22 protein-coding genes are annotated in these 24626 nt (G+C 62.4%); 2 read left to right on the top strand and 20 right to left on the bottom strand.

Annotated elements, in window-relative coordinates; translation table 11 throughout:
• Window positions 1-344 precede the first annotated feature (344 nt).
• Entirely contained in the window at window positions 345-1658 is a 1314-nt protein-coding gene (locus tag G3N62_RS06350; protein WP_124669238.1) for a hypothetical protein, read from the top strand.
• Between the two features lie 132 nt (window positions 1659-1790).
• On the opposite strand, the gene G3N62_RS06355 is transcribed toward G3N62_RS06350, so the two are convergent.
• The 14 genes from G3N62_RS06355 to G3N62_RS06420 all read right to left on the bottom strand — a co-directional run bounded on the left by G3N62_RS06355 (window position 1791) and on the right by G3N62_RS06420 (window position 18644).
• Window positions 1791-6686, bottom strand: a complete 4896-nt coding sequence (locus G3N62_RS06355) for an FkbM family methyltransferase (protein ID WP_241012922.1) — start codon at window positions 6684-6686, stop codon at window positions 1791-1793.
• A gap of 45 nt (window positions 6687-6731) precedes the next feature.
• The gene (locus G3N62_RS06360; RefSeq protein WP_154233728.1) at window positions 6732-6869 is read right to left on the bottom strand and encodes a hypothetical protein; all 138 of its coding nucleotides are present in this window, start codon (window positions 6867-6869) and stop codon (window positions 6732-6734) included.
• The gene (locus G3N62_RS06365) at window positions 6866-7756 is read right to left on the bottom strand and encodes an NAD-dependent epimerase/dehydratase family protein (protein WP_059557220.1); all 891 of its coding nucleotides are present in this window, start codon (window positions 7754-7756) and stop codon (window positions 6866-6868) included. Before G3N62_RS06365 ends, G3N62_RS06360 begins: the two co-directional genes overlap by 4 nt.
• Window positions 7757-7760: 4 nt before the next feature.
• Entirely contained in the window at window positions 7761-8795 is a 1035-nt protein-coding gene (gene gmd / locus G3N62_RS06370; protein ID WP_034187275.1) for a GDP-mannose 4,6-dehydratase, read from the bottom strand.
• A gap of 113 nt (window positions 8796-8908) precedes the next feature.
• Window positions 8909-10351, bottom strand: coding sequence for a mannose-1-phosphate guanylyltransferase/mannose-6-phosphate isomerase (locus tag G3N62_RS06375; protein ID WP_034187274.1), 1443 nt, complete (start codon window positions 10349-10351; stop codon window positions 8909-8911).
• A gap of 97 nt (window positions 10352-10448) precedes the next feature.
• Entirely contained in the window at window positions 10449-12326 is a 1878-nt protein-coding gene (locus tag G3N62_RS06380; protein ID WP_124669240.1) for a glycosyltransferase family 2 protein, read from the bottom strand.
• A gap of 42 nt (window positions 12327-12368) precedes the next feature.
• Entirely contained in the window at window positions 12369-13121 is a 753-nt protein-coding gene (locus G3N62_RS06385) for an ABC transporter ATP-binding protein (protein ID WP_034187272.1), read from the bottom strand.
• Between the two features lie 10 nt (window positions 13122-13131).
• Window positions 13132-13914 (bottom strand): ABC transporter permease, encoded by a 783-nt coding sequence (locus G3N62_RS06390; RefSeq protein ID WP_034187271.1) that lies wholly within the window; start codon window positions 13912-13914, stop codon window positions 13132-13134.
• Window positions 13915-13960: 46 nt separating this feature from the next.
• Window positions 13961-14869 carry a glycosyltransferase family 2 protein gene (locus G3N62_RS06395; protein WP_124669241.1) on the bottom strand — a complete coding sequence of 303 codons (909 nt, stop codon included), beginning with the start codon at window positions 14867-14869 and terminating at the stop codon, window positions 13961-13963.
• Complete coding sequence (rfbD, locus tag G3N62_RS06400) at window positions 14862-15761, bottom strand: dTDP-4-dehydrorhamnose reductase (protein ID WP_124669242.1); 900 nt, start codon at window positions 15759-15761, stop codon at window positions 14862-14864. Before rfbD ends, G3N62_RS06395 begins: the two co-directional genes overlap by 8 nt.
• Window positions 15754-16305 (bottom strand): dTDP-4-dehydrorhamnose 3,5-epimerase, encoded by a 552-nt coding sequence (gene rfbC, locus G3N62_RS06405; RefSeq protein ID WP_011544743.1) that lies wholly within the window; start codon window positions 16303-16305, stop codon window positions 15754-15756. The genes rfbD and rfbC overlap by 8 nt, the downstream gene beginning before the upstream one ends.
• Window positions 16290-17183, bottom strand: a complete 894-nt coding sequence (gene rfbA, locus G3N62_RS06410) for a glucose-1-phosphate thymidylyltransferase RfbA (protein ID WP_034187268.1) — start codon at window positions 17181-17183, stop codon at window positions 16290-16292. The genes rfbC and rfbA overlap by 16 nt, the downstream gene beginning before the upstream one ends.
• An 11-nt stretch (window positions 17184-17194) precedes the next feature.
• The gene (gene rfbB / locus G3N62_RS06415; protein ID WP_034187267.1) at window positions 17195-18256 is read right to left on the bottom strand and encodes a dTDP-glucose 4,6-dehydratase; all 1062 of its coding nucleotides are present in this window, start codon (window positions 18254-18256) and stop codon (window positions 17195-17197) included.
• A 136-nt stretch (window positions 18257-18392) separates the two neighbouring features.
• On the bottom strand, window positions 18393-18644 hold the full coding sequence (locus G3N62_RS06420; RefSeq protein ID WP_206141212.1) for a hypothetical protein: 252 nt from the start codon (window positions 18642-18644) through the stop codon (window positions 18393-18395).
• On the opposite strand from G3N62_RS06420, the gene G3N62_RS06425 reads away from it, so the two are divergent.
• Window positions 18600-19439 carry a symmetrical bis(5'-nucleosyl)-tetraphosphatase gene (locus G3N62_RS06425; protein WP_124669243.1) on the top strand — a complete coding sequence of 280 codons (840 nt, stop codon included), beginning with the start codon at window positions 18600-18602 and terminating at the stop codon, window positions 19437-19439. The genes G3N62_RS06420 and G3N62_RS06425 overlap by 45 nt on opposite strands.
• 32 nt (window positions 19440-19471) lie before the next feature.
• Here the strand turns inward: G3N62_RS06425 and G3N62_RS06430 are convergent, their stop codons facing one another.
• The 6 genes from G3N62_RS06430 to G3N62_RS06455 all read right to left on the bottom strand — a co-directional run bounded on the left by G3N62_RS06430 (window position 19472) and on the right by G3N62_RS06455 (window position 24316).
• Window positions 19472-20329, bottom strand: a complete 858-nt coding sequence (locus tag G3N62_RS06430) for a lysophospholipid acyltransferase family protein (protein WP_124669244.1) — start codon at window positions 20327-20329, stop codon at window positions 19472-19474.
• Between the two features lie 19 nt (window positions 20330-20348).
• Complete coding sequence (locus G3N62_RS06435) at window positions 20349-21635, bottom strand: dihydroorotase (RefSeq protein WP_034187264.1); 1287 nt, start codon at window positions 21633-21635, stop codon at window positions 20349-20351.
• 52 nt (window positions 21636-21687) lie between these two features.
• The gene (locus G3N62_RS06440) at window positions 21688-22719 is read right to left on the bottom strand and encodes an aspartate carbamoyltransferase catalytic subunit (RefSeq protein WP_006476735.1); all 1032 of its coding nucleotides are present in this window, start codon (window positions 22717-22719) and stop codon (window positions 21688-21690) included.
• Between the two features lie 73 nt (window positions 22720-22792).
• On the bottom strand, window positions 22793-23305 hold the full coding sequence (gene pyrR / locus G3N62_RS06445; RefSeq protein ID WP_034187263.1) for a bifunctional pyr operon transcriptional regulator/uracil phosphoribosyltransferase PyrR: 513 nt from the start codon (window positions 23303-23305) through the stop codon (window positions 22793-22795).
• Window positions 23292-23741, bottom strand: coding sequence for a Holliday junction resolvase RuvX (gene ruvX, locus G3N62_RS06450; RefSeq protein ID WP_011351144.1), 450 nt, complete (start codon window positions 23739-23741; stop codon window positions 23292-23294). The genes pyrR and ruvX overlap by 14 nt, the downstream gene beginning before the upstream one ends.
• Window positions 23738-24316, bottom strand: a complete 579-nt coding sequence (locus G3N62_RS06455) for a YqgE/AlgH family protein (RefSeq protein WP_034187262.1) — start codon at window positions 24314-24316, stop codon at window positions 23738-23740. Before G3N62_RS06455 ends, ruvX begins: the two co-directional genes overlap by 4 nt.
• Between the last annotated feature and the right edge of the window lie 310 nt (window positions 24317-24626).

Consider the following 24626-nt stretch of genomic DNA (forward strand, 5'->3'; position numbering starts at 1 on the left):
TGATACCGCGCACGTTGTGTCTCATCCAAAGTGAGCACCCGCTCGCGAACGCACGTACCGTCTAGCGGCATCATTGCCTGCACGCCGACCGTGACTCGACATCCGCACAATGCTCCACCCCACATCCGTCCATTGCACTGAAACAGAACAACACGGCAACACCTGATGCGAACGTCGGCTCGGGACGGTAATACACGGTAACGCCAGACAGCCAAATGAAACGATCCGAATCACCCTCTTCCTGTTTGGACTGCTTAGAATGCAGTATCGACGCATCACTTCCGATTCCATGCAGTTCGTGCCGCGTTGCCCCGCCGTGTAGCGCAGCGGTATCGCGTTTCACGATGCTATTTGCACCATTGGCCGTCGGCCGCTTCGCAATCGAAGCGACCGACGAAGCGATGAACGATCGAATTGATGCTCTCCACGTATCAAAGAGTGCATTTTTTGTCATGCCCGACACTTTCCCCACTCCGCCGGCAATACCTCCCACACTGATCGTTGTCCTGGGCATGCATCGTAGCGGGACGAGTGTCCTCACGCGCGCGATGGAAACGATCGGCGCCGACCTTGGCGAAAGACTCATGCCTCCCGCCGCAGGCAATAACGACAAGGGGTTTTTCGAGGACCTGGATATCAATCAAGTCAATATCGAAATCCTGCACGAAGCAGGATTCGATTGGGACACCATGGCTTCGATCGACTTGAGCTCGATCGACGAGCACCGCATGGACCAACTCCGGGCCAATGCATCGCGCGTCTTGCGCACCAAATGCGACGGCAAGATCTTTGCACTGAAGGACCCGAGAATTGCCCGGCTGCCGCAGTTCTGGCAACCAATCTTCTCCGCCCTGCCGTCTCGCGTGGTCTACGCAATCGCCGTTCGCAATCCGATCAGCGTCGCACGCTCATTATCGAAACGCGACAATTTCGCCGAAGAAAAATCACACATCCTCTGGCTTGCCTACACAGTTTCCGCACTCGAAATGACTGCGAGTCACCCGCGTACGCTGATCGGTTACGACACGTTGCTGGACGCCCCACGCCAGGAACTGGCTCGCATCTCGTCCGAGTTGGGACTGCCTTTGATCGAATCCGCAATCGATTCATTCGAGAAAGAGTTCGTCGACGGCGGTCTTCGCCATACGAGATTTACCCGTCAGGATCTAGACTCGCTTCGCTCATCTCCCCGGCAAGTCCGGGAACTGTTCTCCGCGCTCGACGAGACCATCCGGAACAGACTTCCGTCCGATAACGCGATGCTCGACCAGGCGGTCGAGCGCGCGCGCCGCTACCTCACCGACGTCTCGCCGCTGTTGAAATACGAATGGGAACTCGATTGCCATTCGAAGACGCTGAACGCGGCGGTCGCATCCCTTAATGAATCGGTCGCTTCGCTCAACGAGTCAGTCCGCGTATCGGAACACGAGCGGGATGTATTGTCCGACGAGCTGCGCACGGCAAACGTCGATCGTACCGACGCATACAACCGGCTGGATGAAGCCGAAACCGAACTGTCCGCAACCCGATCGGCGGTCGCTGCGCTGGAATCGGACGTGGTCAGCATGCGTGAATTGAACGCAGAAATGTTGTCGTCGACGAGTTGGCGGATCACGGCGCCGTTGCGCGCCGTCAAGCAACGACTGACAAGACACTGACGGCGCGCTTGCAAGCGGCGACCGAATCCGGCGGCACTGCCGGACACGCTGCCTCACGGCAGTGCCGCCGCGCGACTTCGGATCGGGTGATGGCGTCGACACTCAACCGAGGCCAACGCCATACCGCACTCGTTACCGGTTACCGGACTGCCCGGGCATTGCACCGAGGATTTCATTGATTCGATCCGTCGCATGGTGACCAGCCGTGGTCAGAGACAGATTGACGAGCGCGCTTTCGCGGGCACGGGCGCCGAGCTCACGCGCCCATTCCTGATTCTCGAACACCTTGCGCATCGCTTTCGCTGCCTCATCGACCGACGGCTCCGCCCAGTGGAGATTCGCATCGTACGGAGGAATCGGTCGCCCCAGTTTCACCAGATCGTAGGGAACGAGAAGACTGTTGCTGTCGTCCATGAAGTCCACGTTGCCCGAGTAGTTCGTCGCAATGACGGGTTTTCCCATCAGCATGGCTTCCGCCATCGTAAGCCCCAATCCCTCGCTTCTGTGCAGAGACACATACGCGTCGCACGCATCCATGAGCGACAGCACTTCGTCCGGTGAATACACTTGGTCGATGATCTTGATCTTCACCCCCGACATCTCGGCCGCAAGCCGCAATTCCTTGATCTGGGCCGGATGACGATCGCCGAACGAAGTCTTCAGCACCAGACAGACCGGATCGTCCGGCCCGAACGCCTTGCTGAATGCACGAATCAACCCCATCGGATTCTTGCGCTCCATGACGCTCATCATGTGGAACGTAAAGAGGAACGTATATTCGCCGTCGTTCAGTCCGAAGTACGATCGATCCCGGCGCTGATACTGGCCAAGTTGCACCCCCGGGAAAATCGTCCTCACCGGTATGGTCAACCGTTCGCGCAACCCCTTGGCGACAAACTCGGTCGCAGTCCAGACTTCATCGATGCGCGCGGCTTGATCGAGCCAGCTGTCCGGTATCGAATCGAATTCCCAATACCAGTATGCGATCCGGTAGGTTCGTTGCGCGCGCTCGAGCAAATCGGATCGCCCGTATGCATCGTCGAAAAACGGCTCCGGCTGCGTGTGAATGATCGTGATGTCGAAATCTTCCGTACCGGAAAAATCGACGTGATGCGGATCATCCCTCTGATCGGTACGAAGATCGCGCAACGACGTCTGCATCTCGACCTCGCGCATCCCCTTCACCAATGCTTCCGCCGAGACGCGCAGACCCGACGGATAGCAGAAGTGTGCGATCACGTTGACGCCGGGCTTCGCCAGCGAAGCGGCCACCGCATCGACTTCCTGCGATTCGCACCATGAGCGAACGTCGTGCGGCAATGCGGCTTCGTCCGTTCGCAGCCATTCGATCAGTGCTCGCGCATCGGCCGCGTCACGCAGCACTGCGGGAAAACGATCGCGCCAGTCTTCACGGGCGTTGTATGCCGTTCGAATCTGCTCGGCAGGCGACAAGTCGATCGGCCAGGTCTCCGGCACCACCCACGAGTCGTGGACCCTGTATGTTGCGGCAAACCATGCAGCAAATGCGGCACGCCCGAAAATCGTCAAGCCGTCCGGGTGGAGTCGTTGCCATGCCGGTGTAAAGCGATAGGCTTCCACAAGTTCACGAGCCGGCGCTTCTGACGCTTGCCAGAAGAGCCACCAGATTTGCTCGAGTTGAAGGTCCGCGTCGACACGCCCATGCTGGATGAACCACTCGAACAGATCCGTCTGCCCGACCGGCGTCAACCCGTGCGGCATCAGCGCCCGGACATCCTGACGGAACATGAAGAACTGTCGCGCCGGCGCGCCAAAATCCTGCTCGAACAGTTGCCCGATCGCCGTGACGCCCGCATCCGTCAAGCCGAGGGCACGCCCTCCTCCTGCAAGCAGCCATTGCGCAAACGCGCCGTTACGTCCGGCCGAAAGCGCCTGCGGGAAGCGGACACGAAGATCGGCCCGGCGTCGCAACAGATCCAGACACCAACGCGCTGCGCTCCAGATATCGGAAACCTTGTGAGCGGGTTGCGGGGGCCACACGACTTCGTCTCGCGCCAATCCTGCGATTTCCATGCAAATGCCTTCGTCGTCGAGACGAAGCGCCCTCGCCGGCAACGGGAGCGATCCCGAGTCTCGAAGCTGCCGGTCGAGTTCCGCCCGTACGGAAATGCCATCCTGCAGACGCAGGGTCGGAATGGCATGGCGACCATCCAGTTCGGGGTGAAGATACGGATCCTCGTCGATGCCCAAATGACGGATGTCGTCTGCCAGGCGCCGGATATCCTCGACCGGATTGCTGTTCCCTCTCGTCGCCCCTTCGTGATGCACAAGACAGGCGTACGGCGTATAGGCCGTACGATAGCCGGCACGCCATATCCGCATGCACAGCGCGACGTCGCTCATCGCAATCAGATACGATTCGTCGAATCCCCCAACCTCTTCGAAGGCGCTCCTGCGCACCATCTGGCAGGCGCCCATGATCGCAAGCCAGTTTCGCGGATGATCCGGCGAGCCGAATACATCCCATTCGATACCGCCGCCGCTCCGGTACATCAATGCGGCGAGGTGGATGCCGATCGACACGCCTGCATGCTGCAGTTCCAGCGACGGATAGATCAGCTTCGTACCCACGACACCGACGCCCGGACGCATCGCAAACCGGACGAGTTCCTGCAGCCAGTCGCTCTTGATGATCTCGATATCGTTGTTCAGGAAAAGCAGAAACTCGCCACGCGCTCTCACCGCACCGAAATTGCATGCGGCCGAATAATTGAACTTGTTCCGGAAATGAACGATTCGAACCTGCGGCTCGGATTTCAGCTGCTCGTAGTATGCGAGCGTCTCGGGTTCATCCGATCCCGTATCGACGACGATGACTTCCTTGTTCGGATAGTCGGTTGCATGCAGTAGCCCCTCCAGGCACATCCGGAGCAGCTCTGGCTTGTTCTTGGTGGGAATGACAATCGAAACCAGCGGCGCCTGCTCGATCTGCCAGGTGGCATGCTGAGTGCCGTTTGATTGGGTTTCAACGGTCACCGCACCGCTAACGCCGTGACGCTCCCAATATCGCTGGATGGCCGCGCGATGATCACCGGCTTCGATGGTGTCGGGTGCAGGTCGCTCCTGGCATGCGCCCGGCTTGCGATGGCACAGTACCTTCGGAACACGAACGATGTTCTGCGCAAGGTCGCTGACACGCAGGTTGAGATCCCATTCGACAGCCGTCGCGGCAGCAACGTCCACGCCCCCCGCCTGCGTCACCAACGCACGGCGAAGCAACGTCAACCGCCCGAAGTAGTTGAACGCATAGAGAAGATCAGGTGACCAGGTCGGCTTGAAGTACGGCCGCTCGCGCGTTTGAGATACCGACTGCACGTCTTCGTCGCCATAGACGATGTCTGCCTGCGGCGACTTCGCGAGTACTGAAACGACATCGTTCAGCGCACTAGGCGCCAGAATATCGCCACTATCCAGAACGGCGACGAACTTGCCCTTGGCGTGATCGAGACCCCTTGCCAGGTTTGCCGGCCGCCCTTGGGCCGCGCCTGACGCGGCAACAGCGATCACGCGCGAATCGGCACCCGTCCACTCTTCGACGAGTTTCAGCATCGCCGCATCGTTGTCAGCGTGAACAACGATGGCTTCCCAGTTTCGATACGATTGCGCGCGAATCGAACCGACGGTTCTCGACGCGCTCTCGATCGAATCGACATCGGCAAGCAAAAAGCTCACGAGCGGCCCATCAACCTTGATCCGGGCATCGGCGCTCGACCGGGTTTCGACTGTGCGAATCCATTCCGCGTACCGCCCCGACGACGCGGCACCGGGAATACCGCTGTCTTGCAGGACTTCGACCTGATCGCTCACGGCTTGCTGCTCGCGAAGAAGGGTAGCCCGCCGCTGCCGCAAGAACTCCAGCCGTGCCGGCATCCGCCACGGCGTGGCCAGCCACCACGCGGCCTTGGCTACCTGACGCGCGCGCCCCCGCGCAGATGGAGGCATCATCGCCCCGATCCGGCGCGCCGGCGACGTCGCGCGCCAGAACATCGATTGCGTGACGGCTTGATACTGCTGCTCGACCAGTTCGGCCCGGTGGCTGGCCTGCTGTGCCATCACGTCGCGGCCGGAGAGCGCGGAACGCAATTCGGCAATCTGGTTTTCAGCATCCTTGTGCCGACGCTTGTGCTCGTGCTCCATCTCCGCCCGCCGGCTTTCCATCGCCGCTGCCTGGCGCATCAACTCCTTGTTCAGGCGTTCGAGCTCCTGGTACTTCGCTTCATGCTCCTTAAGTACCTTTTCCACCTCGGTCTGCCGCACAAACTCCACCGCATCGCGTTCCCGCTGCTCCGCGTCCACGACCTGGGCGGTCAAGGTCTCAACCTGACCAGCCAGTTCGGCCGTCCTTGCAGGCACGAAATCGTCAAAGACGTTGGGCGGATACTTGAACGCGTCGATGAGCTCAGATCGTTCGCCGGCTACGTAGAACCGGTTGAGACCGTCCGAATAGACATGCACGTAGTTCGCACCCAGAAGAATGCTCTCCCACTCCTGATGGGATTCCTTCTGGGTTAGCGGCAGCGTTGCCTCCACCACGACGATCCACGGCCGGTTGCGTTTCCAGTCGTTGCCGGCCAGCACCGCGCGCTCAGCCCCTTCGACATCGACTTTCAGAAAATGAACCTCTCGCCCAGCACTGACGTGCTCTCGCCAGATGTTGTCGAGGGTCGTCAGCGCAACGTCCTGAACATTCTCGCTCCACCCTGCCGCGACATGTTCACCGGCAATCTGGCCGTCGAGCGTCGACAATCCAGTGTCTTGAAACAAATGGATACGCCCCGTACCTGCGCTATCACCCACCGCGACCCGAAGATTGATATCGCGAGGACGCCGGCTTTCGAGCCGAGCAAAATAGACGGGATTGGGTTCGACATTGATGCCACTCCACCCCATCTCACTGAACGCTCGAGTCACCGAATGCTCGTCGGGAGACCATGCGCCAACGTCGATGTAAAAACCGGCCATCACATGCTGCAGCGCGCGATGCAGCATGACGTCTTCGAAATTTTGCGCGTAGGAAACAAGAGGCATAAATTTTCACTTACCTGGGCTATGAGAATTCGAGTCGGTATCGAGGAAAACATCGGCACCGCCCCGATTTCCTGCATTTCTGGCCATGACCGTGCCGTGCATATCGGCCACGCCGAACATGCCGTCAACAGTCAGTTCGCTCATGGATGTTCGAGCATCCATGCAAGCGTGTTACGAAGCGGTATCGCGTGAGTCGAACCGATCGCATGTTCGAGCGCCCGGCAATTTCCGACGAGCTTGTGGACCTCGTTCGCACGCACGAACTGCGGATTCACCTTCACCTCCAGTTCGTGCCCGGATAGTTCCTGCACTGTCGCCAAGACGTCCTGCAGCGAATACCCGACGCCTGAGCAGACGTTGAACGTCCGTCCAGCGAAGTCGCCTTCGATCAACTTCCGATACGCCGCGACCACCATGCGCACGTCCGAGAAATCCCGTACGACATTCAGATTTCCCAACTCGATGCGCACCGCGCGCTCGCTGAAATGCCGAACGATCTTGGGCAGAAGGAACCGCTCGTCCTGACCCACACCCGTGTAATTGAACGGCCGCACGACGACGATCGGAAGTTTGTCCTGCCACGTGTGTGCGACCATTTCCATCGCCAGCTTGCTGATCGCGTAATCGTTTGCGGGTGCCGGCGCAGTGGTTTCATCGATGACTTCCCGGTCGGAATTGCCATAGACGTTGGCACTGCTTGCCAACAACACGGCTTGCGGCCGGCATGCCGCGCGAGTCAGCGCGTCAAGCAGGTTGCGCGTCCCGACTACATTGGTCTGGTAGATCGCACCGACGTCGCCGTGCTGAACGAACGCAATAGCCGCCAGATGCACGACGGCATCCGGCTTTTCGTCGGACAGCACACGAACCAGCGCGTCGAGATCAAGCAGATCGCACACGTGCGTTCGCCACGGAGCACCGGAAATCGGCTTGTGAACGATCCCGCAGACCTCGTGACCCGAGCGGATCAGTTCCTCCGCCATATAGCGGCCGGTAAATCCGTCCAGGCCCGTTACGAAGACTTTTGCCATGGCCTTAGAACGAGAAGCCTGCTTCGTTCCGACGAATGTCGGCCTCGACCATCATCTGGCAAAGCTGCTCGAGCGTCGTCTTCGGCACCCAACCGAGTTCCTTGCTCGCTTTCTCGGGGTTGCCAATCAGCAGATCGACTTCGGCGGGCCGGTAGAACTTCGGGCTGACCTTGACCACGGCGTTGCCGGTTCGGGTATCGACGCCCGTCTCGTTCTCGCCAACACCTTGCCATGCGAGTTCGATGCCTGCCGCCTGTGCCGCCATCGACACGAAATCCCGTACCGTCTCGGTCCGGTTCGTCGCCAGCACGTAGGTATCGGGGCGTTCCGCCTGCAGCATGCGCCACATGCCTTCAACGTATTCCTTCGCATAACCCCAGTCACGCTTGGCGTCGAGGTTGCCGAGCTCCAGCACATCGAGCTTGCCGAGACGGATCTTGGCAAGACTGTCCGTGATCTTCCGCGTCACGAACTCGCGGCCGCGCAGCGGCGATTCGTGGTTGAACAGGATGCCGCTGCAGCCGAAGATGTTGTAGCTCTCGCGATAGTTGATTGTCATCCAGTGCGCGTAAAGCTTTGCGACGCCGTACGGGCTACGCGGATAGAAAGGTGTAGTTTCAACCTGCGGAACGGCCTGTACCTTGCCGAACATTTCCGACGTGCTGGCCTGGTAGAAGCGGATCGCAGGATTGACCGTTCGAATTGCCTCGAGCAAGTTGAGCGCGCCAATCCCGGTAATCTCCGCGGTGGTCGCCGGCTGATCGAACGACACGCCGACGAAACTTTGAGCCGCCAGGTTGTAGACCTCCGTCGCCTGCGTCGCCTGAAGCAGACGGATGCTTGCGCCGAGATCGGTCAGATCGTATTCGACGAGGTGAAGATTGGGATGATTGCTGACGCCGAGTTCGTCGATTCGCCAAAAGTTCACCGAGCTGGTACGCCGGTAGGTGCCGTAAACGGTGTAGCCCTTCTCGAGAAGAAGCTCCGCAAGATACGCACCGTCCTGCCCCGTAATGCCAGTAATGATCGCAACAGTCATGTTCTTTCCAGTTTGTTCAGTGTGTTGAAGCTCCGACCCGAATCGTCAATCGCGATCACGCCATGCGGGCGACCGATGCGACGCTGAGTCCAGGCCGGACGTTCCAATCGTGGTTACTTGCCGGTCGCAGCAACGACATCCCGGCCGTAGTTGTCGTCGAGACGGACGATATCGTCTTCGCCAAGATACGAGCCCGATTGAACCTCGATCAGTTCGAGCGGAATCTTCCCCGGGTTCTGCAGCCGATGCGTCACGCCCAGCGGAATGTAGGTCGACTGATTCTCGCTCAGCAAAATGACCTGGTCGCCGTTGAAGACCCGCGCGGTACCGCGAACGACGACCCAGTGTTCAGCCCGATGGTGATGCATCTGCAAGCTGAGTGACGAGCCCGGATTGACGATGATGCGCTTGACCTGAAAGCGTTCGCCCTGGTCGATACTCTCGTATGAACCCCATGGCCGAATGACCTTCCGGTGCGTCACCGACTCGTGCCGCCCCGATGCACTGAGGCGCTCAACGATCTTCTTCACGCGCTCGGACTGATCGCGATGCGTGACGAGGACCGCGTCCGCCGTTTCGACGATGATCAAATCCTTGACGCCGATGGCCGTGACCATTCGATGATCGGCCCGGATATAACTATCGGAAACGTCGTCGGTCAGCACATCACCCGACAGCGTATTGCCCGTATCGTCGGTATCCGAAATATCTGCAAGCGCGGCCCACGAGCCGATATCGCTCCAGTTCAGGCCGGCTGCCGCGACCATCACCGCGTGGTCGGTTTTCTCCATCACCGCGTAGTCGATCGAGATGTTCGGGCATGCCTCGAATGCATCGGCGTCAAGTCGGACGAAATCCTCATCGCGCTTTGCCTGCTTGACCGATAGCGCAACCTGTTCGAGCACGGCCGGTTCGAATCGCTTGAGTTCGTCCAGATACACCGACGCCTTCAGCATGAACATACCGCTGTTCCAGTAGTAACCGCCTTCCGACACGAAGCGCGCCGCCGTATCCGCATCCGGCTTCTCGACGAACGCATCGACACGAAACGCGTCGTCATGCGACGTCAATGCGTTGCCGCTGCGGATGTAGCCGTATCCGGTGTGCGGCTTGGTCGGCTCGATACCGAACGTGACGAGATGCCCGCCGTTGGCGATAACGCGCGCCTTCTCGGCCAGATTTGCGAACACCGCCTCGCTCAGGATCACATGGTCGGACGGCAGCACGAGCAGCAATGCATCCGGCGACTGCTCCATCGCGAGCAACGCCGCCGCCGCAACCGCGGGCGCAGTATTGCGCCCGACCGGCTCCAGGACGACCGCCGACGCAGTCACGTCGATGCTGCGCAACTGATCGGCCACGATGAAGCGTTGTTCCGCATTCGTGATCATGATCGGCGCTTCGACACCGGGGACGCCCTGCAGACGCAGCACGGTCTGCTGAACCAGCGTGTGTTCTCCGGCCAACTTGAGGTACTGCTTCGGATAACCACCCCGGGACAATGGCCAGAGACGGGTGCCGCTACCGCCGCACAGGACTACAGGGAAGATGTTCACGTCAACTCCGTTCGATATACCTTCAATTTTTTCGCCCGCCAGATCAGTACGACTCATTGATTCCAGCGACATCCGGCCTGTATCACCGGGCATGCGCTCAGACGAGCGCGCCCGCCCGTGAAGGCCAGGCCAGACCGATATCCTCTTCGTTCAGCGTCAGATTTGGACTGTATGAGGAATCATTCCGCAGCAGTTCTCCCCAGTGCTTTTGCATGTACTCGGTCTCGCGGTCGAATCGGGCCTGTTTGACGGGATCGTCCTCGTAACCACGCGTCGCCGACTCATGGTGATACAGCTCCGCATACGGAGTCCAAACGTTGCGATAGCCGGCCTTTTTCAAGCGGAGACAAAAATCGATATCGTTGAACGCAACGCCCAGATCCTGTTCGTTCATTCCCGCCACTTCACGATAGGCCGCCTTGCGCACGATCATGCATGCAGCGGTCACTGCGGAGAAGGCGCCGATCAGGCTGGCGCGACCGAAGTACCCGAACGATCCGCGAGGAACGTGCTTGTGCACATGTCCCGCCACGCCGCCAAGCCCGAGCACCACGCCGGCATGCTGGACAGTGTCGTTCGGATAGAGCAGTTTCGCGCCCACCGCGCCGACGCCGGGTTGCAATGCAATGCTGACCATTTCCGTCAACCAATCGGGAGAAATCACCTCGATATCGTTGTTGACCAGTCCGATGACCTCACCGCTCGCAACCTCGACGGCCGCATTGCACAATGCCGCGAAATTGAACGGCCGATCGTCGCGCAACACCCGGAAACGCGTGTCATTCTCAAGCGACGCGAGGTAGTTCAGCGTCTCAGGATCGTCCGAACCGTTGTCAACGATGACGATTTCGTAGCTTCCGTACGTCGTCTTGTCAACGATGCTCGCGACGCACTGCCGAATCAGGTTCAGCCCGTTGCGCGTCGGAATGATCAGGCTGACGAGCGGCACCGGATCCGGCATCGCATAACGCGCACGGTAGCCGTTTCCTGCGTACTCCGCCACACCGCGAACGCCCGTTCGCTCGAAGTGGTCGTTGAGTGCCCGCTCGCCGGCCACCACCGCGTAGGGCTTTGCGTCCGTTCCTGACGAGGTGCTTTCCGCGTGGACGCGCCAGTGATACAGCACCCTCGGAATATGATGAATTGCCGCAGCGCCTGCCCGGTCGACACAACGCAGGGCCAGATCATAGTCCTGGGACCCTTCATACCCTTCGCGGAAACCGCCAACCTCGTCGAGCAGGGCCTTTTGAAATACCCCCAGATGACTGAACATATTCTGCGAAAGGAACAGATCGGGATTCCAGTCACACTTGAAGTACGGTTCACGACGCTTGCCCGAGCCATCGATCTTGTCTTCATCAGAATAGATCATCCGAATCGACGGATCGCGCTCTATCGCATCCGCGACGCAATAGAGCGCGTGCTCCGGCAACAGGTCGTCGTGATCGAACAGCGCGACCCACGTGCCCGCCACGAGTTCGAGCGCAGAATTCGATGCGGCCGAAATATGGCCGTTCTTCTGCCGGAACGCGACCTTGATCCGCGGGTCCTGGGAAGCATAACGTTCGAGCAGCGGGCGGATGGCCGGATTCGTCGACACGTCGTCGGCAATGCAGAGTTCCCAATGCGGATAAAGTTGTCCGCGGATGGACTCAATTGCCTCCGCAAGCCACGCGGGATCGGGATTGTAGACGGGCATCACTACCGAAATCAGCGGCGGATTCGAGAAGCCAGCGATTCGCTCGCGAATGGCCACCCGGGTTGCATCGTCAACCTGATCGTAACGGCGCACCCATTCTGCGTAGAGAACCGGGTCGATGACACCCGGAGCGCCCGCGCGCAACCATGCAATCCGGCTCTTGACGCCGGCGACCCCTTCCCGGCGGAAGATGCCGTAAGCCTTGCGCACGACCAGTCGCAATCCACCGTCACCTGCCACCCGGTTCACGAACGAACGTGCTTTGCGCAACTTCATCGGTTCAGCACCCAGCCATACTGGCGTTCGACTTCACAACCATCACTCCCCCACCGACGCAGCATATTGCGATACGACGTCGTCGACCTCTCCGAAAGCACGCACTCGCCCGCGCTCCATCCAGAGCGCCTTGTTGCACACCTTGCGGATTTCCTTGTTCGAGTGCATCGCGAGCACAACGATCTCGGCACGGTCGTGCAGTTCCTCGAGACGGGCCTCGGCCTTGTGCATGAACGACGCATCGCCCACGCCCATGACTTCGTCGAGCAGCAGGATCTCGGCATCGACCGCCGTCGAAACGGCAAAGGCGAGCCGCATCTTCATGCCGCTCGAATAGGTACGGATAGGTAGATCGAGGTAGTCGCCCAATTCGCTGAATTCGGCAATATCGCTCTGCTTTCTGCGAATCTCCGCGTCGGTCATGCCGAGCAGCAGGCCGCGCAACCGGATGTTCTGCATGCCGGTCGAGTTCTCGTCCATACCGAGACTGATGTCGAGCAGCGGCACGGCCTTGCCTACTCGCGACAGCGAGCCGGCCGTCGGAGGATAAATGCCGGCCATCGCGCGCAGCAGCGTCGACTTTCCCGCGCCGTTGTGGCCGATGAGCCCCACGCGATCGCCGCGATCGAAGCGGAAACTCAGATCGTCGAGTGCACGGACGACGATGACGCCGTCATTACCCTCCGCAATCCGGTTACGTCGCCCCATGCGAAGCACCTGCTTCTTCAGCGAGCGGCCCTGGACGTCATAGATCGGCAGATCCAGCGTCACGTTCTTCAGTTCAATGTGTGCCATGTCGCTCCCTTCAGACCCAGTACGGAAGACGTTTCAGATAACGACCGGTCATGAGCAGTGCGATCGGCCATCCAACGATCGCCATGCCGATGGTCACTCCCCACGTCAGCGCGCTCGGCATTTGTCCGATCAGCGGACCGCGAACGACATCGATCAGGTACGCAAGCGGATTCCATTCGACGATGAACGAAAAGCGATTCAGCGCGTCGGGACGAAAGATGATGGGCGTCACATAGAATGCGACCTGAAGCAGCGCACCAATGATTTGCGGAAGGTCGCGAAAACGTGCCGACAACAGACTTGTCAGCATGGCGATCCACATCGCATTCAGCACATACAGAAGCAGCCCAGGAATGAACATCGGCAGCGTCTCCCAGCTCTTGACGCCAAAGATCATCAGAAGACCGATGACGATCACGAAGTTGTGCGCCAGCACGATCAGGTTCCGCCATACGACTTGCAGAATGTAGATCAGCTTCGGCGTGGGCACCTGGCGAATGTAGGCGCCGCTGCTGATATACGCGATGCTCCCTTCCTGGATCGTCTGCGAGAAAAGCCCCCACAGCACGATACTCGATGCGAGAAACGGCAGGTACTCGTTCATCTTTTGTCCGAACAACGTACCGTAGACCACGCCAAGCGACGTAATCATCACGCCCATGCTGATCGTGAGCCAGAACGGTCCGACTCTCGAGCGGGCATAGCGCTGCCGGATTTCGAGCCAGCCAAGCAGCGTCCACAACCGCCACGAGGCAATGCTCTGTTTGAGGTCAGCAAGTGAAAGAGTCAGCATGCAAGCTTTCTAGTTGAATGAGATTGAAAAATGGGGTGCCGGCGCGTCAAAGCGCCCCGGTACGACCGGTCAGTCCGTGCCAGATCCCGAGCAACGACAGCCGCAGGTGCGCGAAGCGAGGCTGCATGAACAGCGCATAGATCGCGAGCCGGACCGGCATCTTGACGAGTTCCGTCGACTTCCAGCTCCACGGAACATAAGCGCGCCGGATCAGCGCGATCGCGTTGCGGAACAGATAGTAATGCCGAACCGGGCCGTGTCCGGGATAGCTTCGCCCGAACACCTTGACCGGTTCGCCGCCCAATTCGTGCGTCAGCCGCAACGCTGGCGCGCCGAGCACCGAATATCCCATCGAGCGAGCGCGGACACACCATTCGAGATCGACGAAGTCGATGAACAACGAGTCGTCCATCGGACCGATGTCGCGCCACACATCGAGATTCACGCACGACCCCGACGTGATCAGAAAGTCGACTTCGACCGGCTGCACACCCTCCGGCTGAACCCGGCGCAGCTTCACGTACCCGAATCGAACGAACGGCGCGACACCGCCCAGCCGTGCGTCCTCGTACGCGGGGCCAACGAGTGCCACGCGACGATTGCGCATGCGCTCGGTCGCCATTGTCCGAGGCAGTTCGATCAGCAGTTCGTCCGATGGCTCACTATCCTGATCGAACAGCAATACCGACGTACAGTTCGCCGCAGCCAGGCGTTCGATACCCTGGTTGAGCGCAGTCGCGATCCCAAGATTGGCGCCGTTCGCGACATAGTCGATACACGCGTCGAGCCCGAGCGCGCCCGGCGCACTGATGCTCTCCGTGTTGTCCACCACCACGCAGGGCCATACTTGGGCGAGCCGATTCGCGCGAGCCACGCAACCGCTATCTGGTCGATAGAACACGATGACGACACCGGCCCGCTCCTGAACCGCGGAATTCTGATTCAAGTTACTCACTCAGGCACAGCTTCAATGCATCGGCCCAGTCCGGCAACCGCAGCCCGAATGCTTCGGTCAGCTTGTCGTGCGACAGTCGCGAATTGGACGGACGCTTGGCGGGAACCGGGTAGTCGCTCGCCGGAATCGGCAACACCTTCGGCGCACGCTCGCCCATCGCGTGGGCGAAGATTGCCTCGGCAAACCCGTGCCACGACGTCGCGCCTGCCGACGTGAAGTGATAAACGCCGGAACGCTGCGCCCACCAGCCCGCGTCATCGGCCGCCAACGCCTGCGTGACGATGTGCGAGGTCGCGGTGGCGATCGTCTTCGACCACGTCGGCGCGCCAACCTGATCCGCGACGACGCGCAGTTCCGGACGTTCGCTGCCGAGCTTCAGCATCGTCAGCAGGAAGTTCTTGCCGCGACGGCCGTACACCCAGCTCGTCCGCAGAATCAAATGCGCGCACCCCGTCGCCGCGATGGCCTGCTCGCCCTCAAGCTTGGTCAGCCCATACACGTTCTGCGGATTGGTCGCATCCGTTTCGACGTAGGCACCGTCTTTGGTCCCGTCGAACACGTAGTCGGTCGAATAATGAACCAGCGCTGCGCCGAGACGCGCCGCCTCCTCCGCAAAAGCGCGCGGAACTTCGGCATTCAGCCGGCGCGCGGCGTCAACGTCCGTCTCGGCCTTGTCGACCGCCGTATACGCGGCCGGATTCACGATGATCGACGGCTTCAGCTCGCGTACGACACTGCGCACCCGATCGAGATCGGACAGGTCGAGCATCGAGCGGTCGCACGCCACCACACGGCCGAGGCCTTGCAGCGAGCGCAGCAGTTCGAACCCGACCTGGCCATTCACACCCGTCACGAGGATCGTCGGCTCTGGAGTCACACCCACCTCACGCATAAACTTCGGCTTCGCTCAAACGCTTGCCGGCTGCGTCCTTCGCCGCCAGCAGCGGCTCGAAATCGATCGGCCACTCGATCCCGATCTCCGGGTCGTTCCACACGATGCTGCGCTCGTGTTCCGGAAACCAGTAGTCGGTCGTCTTGTAGAGGAACTGCGCGGCCTCCGACAGCACGACGAAGCCGTGTGCGAAACCGGGCGGCACCCACAGCTGCCGATGGTTGTCGTTCGACAGGACAACCCCTACCCACTTGCCGAAGTTCGGCGAATCCTTGCGAATGTCGACGGCCACGTCGAACACTTCGCCCTCGACCACGCGAACGAGCTTGCCCTGCGCGTGCTGGATCTGATAGTGCAGCCCGCGCAGCACGCCCTTCGACGAGCGTGAGTGGTTGTCCTGTACGAATTCGACGCCAGGTGCGACCTGCTCGGCGAATTCCTTCCCGTTGAAGCTTTCGTAGAAGAACCCGCGCGCGTCGCCGAACACCTTCGGCTCGATGATCTTGACTTCCGGCAGTGCCGTCGCCGTTACTTGGATGGCCATGCGACTTGATCCGTAAGAATGTTCTTGAGGTATTGACCGTATGCGTTCTTCGCGAGCGGCTGCGCCAGCTTCAGCACTTGCTCCGCATCGATCCAGTTGCGGCGATAGGCGATCTCTTCCGGACACGCGACCACGAGGCCCTGTCGCTTCTGCAGCGTCGCGATGAAGCTGGCCGCCTCGATCAGCGAATCGTGCGTGCCGGTATCAAGCCACGCATAGCCGCGCCCCATGATCTCGACGTTCAGCGCACCGCTGTCGAGATAACGCGAGTTGACATCGGTAATTTCCAGCTCGCCGCGCGGCGACGGCTTGATGTCGGCCGCGATGTCGCATACGCGGTTGTCGTAGAAGTACAGGCCGGTCACCGCGTAGTTCGAACGCGGCTTCGCCGGCTTTTCCTCGATCGACAGCGCACGGAACGACTTGTCGAATTCGACGACGCCGTAACGCTCCGGGTCATGCACGTGATACGCAAACACGGTCGCACCGGTTTCCTGGGCATGCGCGCGCTCCAGCTGCTTCGCCAGATCGTGCCCGTAGAAGATGTTGTCGCCGAGAATCAGCGCCGACGGATCGTTGCCGACGAACGCCTTGCCGATGATGAACGCCTGCGCGAGACCGTCGGGCGACGGCTGCACCGCGTACTGGATGTTCATCCCCCACTGGCTGCCGTCGCCGAGCATCGCTTCGAAGCGCGGCGTGTCCTGCGGCGTGGAGATGATCAATACATCGCGAATGCCCGCGATCATCAACGTCGACAGCGGGTAGTAGATCATCGGCTTGTCGTACACCGGCAGCAGCTGCTTGGAGACGACGTGCGTGATCGGATACAGCCGCGTGCCGGAACCGCCGGCGAGAATGATGCCTTTACGTGCCATCGCTTCTCTCCTCAAGTGCGTTTCGCGTAGTTCGTCTCGACCCACTTGCGGTACTCGCCCGATGCGACCTCGTCGACCCAGACCTGATTGTCGAGATACCAGTCGACCGTCTTCGCCAGGCCGGTCTCGAACGTTTCCGCGGGCTTCCAGCCGAGCTCGCGTTCGAGCTTGCGCGCATCGATCGCGTAGCGGCGATCGTGACCGGGCCGGTCCGTCACATAGGTGATCTGGTCGCGGTACGAACCCGCTGCCTTCGGACGAGCCTTGTCGAGCAGGTCGCACAGCGTATGCACGACTTCGAGGTTCTTCTTCTCGTTCCAGCCGCCAACGTTGTACGTCTCGCCAGGCACGCCGCGTGCGAGCACTTCGCGGATCGCGCTGCAGTGATCGCCGACGTACAGCCAATCGCGCACGTTCTGGCCGTCGCCATATACCGGCAGCGGCTTGCCCGCGAGCGCGTTCGCGATCATCAGCGGAATCAGCTTCTCGGGGAACTGATACGGGCCGTAGTTGTTCGAACAGTTCGTCGTCAGCACCGGCAGGCCGTACGTATGATGGTATGCACGCACCAGATGGTCGGAACCCGCCTTCGTCGCCGAATACGGGCTGTTCGGCGCGTACGGCGTCGTTTCGGAGAATTGCGGGTCGGTAGCCGACAGCGAACCGAACACCTCGTCGGTCGACACGTGCAGGAAGCGGAACGCAGCCTTGTCGGCGTCGTTCAGTCCGTTCCAGTACTGGCGGGTCGCCTCGAGCAGCGTGAACGTGCCGACGACGTTGGTCTGCACGAAGTCCGCGGGGCCGTGGATCGAGCGATCGACGTGGCTTTCCGCGGCGAAGTGCAGTACCGCACGGGGCTTGTGCTCGGCGAGGAGCGCATCGAGTGCGTCACGGTCGCAGATGTCGACGCGCGCAAACACGTGCTTCGGGTTCCCGTCCAGCGACTGCAGCGTGCGCAGGTTCCCTGCGTACGTCAGCTTGTCAACGTTGAGCACGGCTTCGTCGGATGCGCGCAGCCAGTCGAGTACAAAATTGGCACCGATAAAACCCGCGCCGCCCGTAACCAGGATCATGAGGCTCCCTCAAATAATGTGTAGCAGGCGTCATCAGGCGCCGGCCACATCAGATTCGCAAATGCTAGTAACTTGTGATTGCTACGTCAGACCGGGAATTTTAACCGGTCGACATGGCCTCCAAAGTCATGAAATGCTAATTTTGTTGGGGAAAATGATAATTATAGGGAGCCGCCCCCTGCAAAAGCCATGCCGCTAACAACTTGATACAGCGCTTCGAACCCTTTCCGAGCATGAAATTTCTTGCCAAATCAACCCGCCGTCGCAGAATGTAAATTGCGCCACGCTGCATTGATTGGATGATTTTTCCCGCGTTATCGATACTCGCAAAATCCGCCGCCCCATGACCCTCCCCCCCATCGCCATCGGCGACATCCAAGGCTGTCATTCCGCTTTCCGGTCGCTGCTCGACAATCTTTCGCCGCCAGCCGACACGCCGCTGTGGATCGCCGGCGACGTCGTCAACCGCGGACCCGGCTCGCTTGCCGCACTACGTGCGGTCGTGGACCTCGGCCCACGCGCGACCGTCGTGCTCGGCAATCATGACCTTCACCTGCTCGCGGTCTCCGCCGGGCTGCGCACCGAGCGCCCGGGCGACACGATCGGCGAGATCCTCGACGCGCCGGATGCCGAGGCGCTGCTCGACTGGGTGCGCCACCGCCCGTTCGTCCATGCGGAGGACGGAATGCTGCTCGTGCATGCGGGCGTACTGCCGCAATGGGACACTACGCTCGCGCTCGAACTCGCGGACGAACTGCAGCGTGCGCTGCGCGCGCCCGACTGGCGCGACACGCTGCAAGGCCTGTACGGCAATGAGCCGAATCAATGGAGTCCGAACCTGAAGAAGCGGGACCGGATGCGCGTCGCCTTCAACGCGTTCACGCGCGTACGCTTCTGCACGCCCGACGGCGCCATGGAATTCAAGGCGAACGGCGGCCCGGACAGCGCGCCGCCCGGCTACCTGCCGTGGTTCGACGTACCGGGGCGCCGCACGGAGGACGTGACGGTCGTGTTCGGGCACTGGGCCGCGCTTGGCCTGATGCTGCGCGACAACGTCGTCGCGCTCGATTCGGGATGCGTATGGGGGAACCAGTTGTCGGCCGTGAGGCTGACGGCCGACCCCGCGCAGCGTACGGTCACGCAGGTGCAATGCGAAGCGTGCCGCTCACCGGGCGGCGAGTAACGACACGCCGATTCGCGCAAACGGAGGGCGCGTCAACCCTCGCGCCCCGGCACCGGCTCATCGGCCGCCGCATCGGCTGCCGCCCCGCCACCGACCTCGGTCGCCGGATACGCATGCTTCTGCAACTCCGCGAGCGCCTCGGCCGACGGCTTGCCGACCGTCTCCTGCAACGTCGCCAGCGCGGCCGCGATCGCATCGCGCGCCGCCGCGGACGTCGCCCGCCGGTCGCCGCCCGGCGCGATCGGATCGCACACGTACAGATGCGCGACGAGCGGCCCGCCACGCAGCACCATGTCGAGCGACTTGCCGAGCGATAGGTCGCCCGTGTAGGCCGGCGCGACCGACTGACGCCCTTGCGCATCCTCGTACATCAGACAGATCGGCTGCACCGCGCAGCCGGCCGATACCGCGGCCTGGAACAGGTTCGCATGGAACGGCAGCAGCGCCTGGCCGTCGGACGTCGTCCCTTCCGGAAACACGCACATCACACCACCGTTGCGCAACCGCTCCGCCATCTCGTGCATCACCCGCATTGCCTCGGTGCGCTTCTCGCGCTGCAGAAACACGGTGTCGAGCTTCTCGGCCAGCCAACCGACCACCGGCCACTGCCGCACCTCGGCCTTCGACACGAACGGCGTCGGCCGCCACGCGTTGACGGTGTAGATGTCGAGCCACGACACATGGTTGCCGACGACGAGCGCACCCGCGTCGAGGCGCGCCGCGTCGTTGTGGACGACGACGCGCATCCCGCAGATCCGCAGCATCTTGACCGACCAGCGACGTATCAGCTCGGCGCGACGCGCGGGCGTGACATGCGAAAAACGCAGCGCGACGATCGCCATGCCGCGCAACAGGTGAAAAACGAGACGCAGCTTGCGAAGGGCGGTCATGGCGAGGATCCGGCGTGGTTCAGTGGCGCTCGAATGCGACCTGCCCGGACACGAGCGTCGCGCGCACGGTGGCCGGCAGTTCGTAGCCGAGGAACGGCGAGTTGTGGCCCTGGCTCTTCAGCGCGCGCGGCTCGACGCGCCAGTGCGCGCGCGGATCGAACACGCACAGATCGGCCGCGCCGCCTTCGGCGAGGCGACCTGCCGGCAGCTGCAGCACGTCGGCCGGCGCCGACGTGATGCGGCGCAGCGCCTGCGCAAGCGGCGTACGCGTCTCGTCCGCCCACTTCAGCGTCAACGACAGCAGCAGCTCGAGGCCTGTCGCGCCAGGCGTCGCTTCGCCGAACGGCAGCAGCTTCTCGTCGTCGTCGACCGGCGTGTGGTCGGAGCAGATCGCATCGATCGTGCCGTCGGCGAGCGCCACACGGATCGCCTCGCGGTCGCGCTCGCCGCGCAGCGGCGGATCGAGCCGGAACTGCGAGTCGAAATAGCCGATGTCGACGTCGATCAGGTGGAGATGGTTCACGCCGACGTCGCAGGTCACGGGCAGCCCTTCCGCCTTCGCCGCGCGCACGAGCGCGAGGCCGGCCGCGGACGACAGCCGCGCGAGGTGCACGCGCGCGCCCGTCACGCGCATCAGCTCGAAGATCGTGTGCAGCGCGATCGTCTCGGCCGCGACCGGCACGCCGGACAACCCGAGCCGCGACGCGAGTGCGCCGCTCGCGGCCACGCCGCCGCGGCCGATGAACGCGTCGAGCGGACGCAGCCACGTCGTGTAGCCGTAGGTGCTCGCGTACTGCAGCGCGCGCAGCAGCACCTGCGTGTCGCGCACCGGCACGTTCGCATGCGTGAAGCCGACGCAGCCGGACTCGGTCAGCGCGACCATCTCGGTGATCACTTCACCCTTGAGGCCGACGGTCAGCGCGCCCAGCGGGTGCACGTTCGCCTGGTGCAGGTTGCGCGCGCGGAACTTGAGCATCTCGACGAGGCCCGGCTCGTCGAGCACGGGGTCGGTATCCGGCGGGCACACGAGCGTCGTGACGCCGCCGGCGACGGCCGCGGCCATCTCGGACGCGAGCGTCGCCTTGTGTTCGTAGCCGGGCTCGCGCAGCCGCGCGCACAGGTCGACGAGGCCGGGCGCGACGATCAGGCCCGACGCGTCGATGGTCTTCGCGGCGTTGAAATCGGCCGGCGCCTTGCCGTCCTCGGCGATCGCGACGATCTTGCCGGCCGCGACGAATACATCGGCCTGCCGCTCGGTGCCGGCGACCGGATCGATCAGCGTGCCGCCTTTGATATGAATCTTCATGCGCTGTCAGTGAATGCGTTGATTGCGTGAATAAGGAGGCGCGAAAGCGGGCTCAGTCGCTGTTGCCGGCAACGATGCCCATCACCGCCATCCGCACGGCGATGCCGAACGTGACCTGGTTGAGGATCACCGACTGCGGGCCGTCGGCGACCTGCGAATCGATCTCGACGCCGCGGTTCATCGGGCCCGGGTGCATCACGATCGCGTCGGGCGCGGCGAGCGCGAGGCGCTCGGGCGTCAGGCCCCACGTCTTGAAGTACTCCTGCGCGGACGGCAGCAGCGCGCCGCTCATCCGTTCGTTCTGCAGGCGCAGCATGATGATCACGTCGACGCCCTTCAGCCCTTCGTCGAGGTTGTGGAACACCTTCACGCCCATCTGCTCGAGCCCGCCCGGCAGCAGCGTGCGCGGCCCGATCGCGCGCACTTCCGGCACGCCGAGCGTGGTGAGCGCATGGATGTCGGAGCGCGCGACGCGCGAATGCAGGATGTCGCCGACGATCGCCACGCGCAGCTTCGTGAAGTCGCGCTTGTAGTGACGGATCGTGTACATGTCGAGCAGGCCCTGCGTCGGGTGCGCGTGGCGACCGTCGCCGGCGTTGATCACGTGCACGTGCGGCGCGCAGTGCTCGGCGATCAGGTACGGTGCGCCGCTCGACGCATGGCGCACGACGAACAGGTCGGCATGCATCGCCGACAGGTTGTTGATCGTGTCGAGCAGCGATTCGCCCTTGCTCGTCGACGACGCGTTGATGTTCAGGTTCAGCACGTCGGCCGACAGGCGCGTCGCGGCGATCTCGAAGGTCGTGCGCGTGCGCGTCGAGTTCTCGAAGAACAGGTTGAAGACGGACTTGCCGCGCAGGAGCGGCACCTTCTTCACTTCCCGGTCCGTCACGCTGACGAACTGCTCGGCCGTATCGAGGATATGGTTGACGATCGAGCGCGGCAGGCCCTCGATCGACAGCAGGTGCTTCAGCTCGCCGTTTTTCGTGAGCTGCGGGTTGCCCTTCAGGAACCCGTAGCGGAACCGGTCGGGGCTCGCGGCCGCGGCGGGATTGCCGGTGCGGCCAGTGGTGTCGGTGGTCATGGTGTGCGTGATTCCAACTATGCAAACGGGCCGCGGTGCAAACCAGCGGCCCGGGATACGGTTCGCGTGTCGTTCAGGCGCCGTGCGGGTCGACGCGCAGCGTGAACCGCGCGTCGTCGCGCGCGAGCACGAGCGTCGCGCCGGCCGGCACGTCGAGCGTGCCGCCCGCGAAGCGTGCGGCGACCGGCAACTCGCGGCCGCCGCGATCGGCCAGCACCGCGAGTTCGACCGCGGCCGGACGGCCGTAGTCGAACAGCTCGTTGAGCGCCGCGCGCACGGTGCGCCCGGTGTACAGCACGTCGTCGACGAGCACGATGCGCGCGCCGTCGATCTCGAACGGCAGCGATGTCGGGCTGGCCTGGCTGTGGAGCCCCTTCTTCGCGTAGTCGTCGCGATGCAGCGCGACGTTCACGACGCCGAAGGCCGGCGCGCCGAGATCGCGTGCGAGACGCTCGGCCAGCCATGCGCCGCCGCTGTGAATGCCGGCGAGCCGCGGGCCGCCCGGTTCGGCGAACGCCGTGCCGTACGCGGCGCGGATCTGGTCGAGCAGGACGCGGTAAAGCGCCTCGGCATCAATGGTGCTCATGATCGGACAATTGATCGAGATACTGTTGAAGAATGACGCGGGCGGCCTCGGCATCGAGCATCTCCGCGCGGGCGCGGCCGCGCACGTTGCGCTCGCGCAGCCCGGCCTCGGCCTCGACCGACGAATAACGCTCGTCGACCCACGTGACGGGCAGCCCGAAGCGGCCGTTCAGCTGGTTGCCGAAGCGCTTCGCCTGCTGCGTCATGTCGTGCGGCGTGCCGTCCGGATGCATCGGCAGGCCGACGACGAGCGCGTCCGGCCGCCATTCGGCCAGCAGGTCGCCGACCGCCTTGAAACGGTGTTCGCGATTCAGGTTCTGGATCACGACGAGTGCACGGGCCGAGCGCGTCAGCGCGTTGCCGACCGCGACGCCGATCCGTTTTTCGCCGTAGTCGAACGCCAGGAGCGTCGCATCGCGCGCGCTCGCGCCGCTCATGCGTGCCCTGCTTCGCCGGACAACATCGACGAGCTGACGCCGAGCAGGCCGAGGGCGGCTTCGAAGCGCTCTTCGGCCGGCGTGTCGAACACGATGCGCGGATCGGCGGCCACGGTCAGCCAGCCGTTGCGGGAAATTTCTTCCTCGAGCTGCCCCGCGCCCCAGCCGGCATGGCCGAGCGTCAGCAGGAAGCGTTTCGGGCCGGTGCCCGTCGCGACCGCCTCGAGCACGTCCTTCGACGTCGTCATCTCCAGCCCGCCGTCGACGGACATCGACGAGTTGTAGTTCGCGCCCTCGACCGGCTCGTGCAGCACGAAGCCGCGCTCGGTCTGGACCGGGCCGCCGAAGTACACGGGAATGTGCAGCAGCGGCTCGATGTCGAGCTTCAGGTCGATACGGTTGAACAGCGATTCGAGATCGATGTCGGTAGGACGATTGATGACGAGGCCGAGCGCACCGCGCTCGCTGTGATCGCAAAGATAGACCACCGTTCCCGAGAACGTCGGATCGGCCATGTTGGGCATGGCGATCAGGAACTGGTTGGTGAGATTGATGCGATCGGAAGGCTTTGACATGGTTTGAATTTTAGCAAAGACGCCGCGACCTGACCGGGCCGCGATCAACAAGCAACGCCGCGCCACGCTGGCAACGACGCGCGCGGATCACACGGCACTCTAACACGCGCGCGGGTGCTGTCGGCAGCGTGTTGCAGGCCCGCGCGACAAGGGGCGCCGCCATCTGCCCGTCCCCTCGTTCGTCAGGTCCGGCCGAGCGCCGTGCCGAGCGCGCCGGATGCCGCGGTGAGGTCCGGCGGCGCGACGCCGGCCGCGATCTTCAGCAGCGCCGCGCGCAGCATGTCGGACGCGTGGCCGTGCGCGTCGAGGC

This window comes from Burkholderia sp. Tr-20355, assembly GCF_017104685.1.
GTDB lineage: Bacteria > Pseudomonadota > Gammaproteobacteria > Burkholderiales > Burkholderiaceae > Burkholderia > Burkholderia seminalis.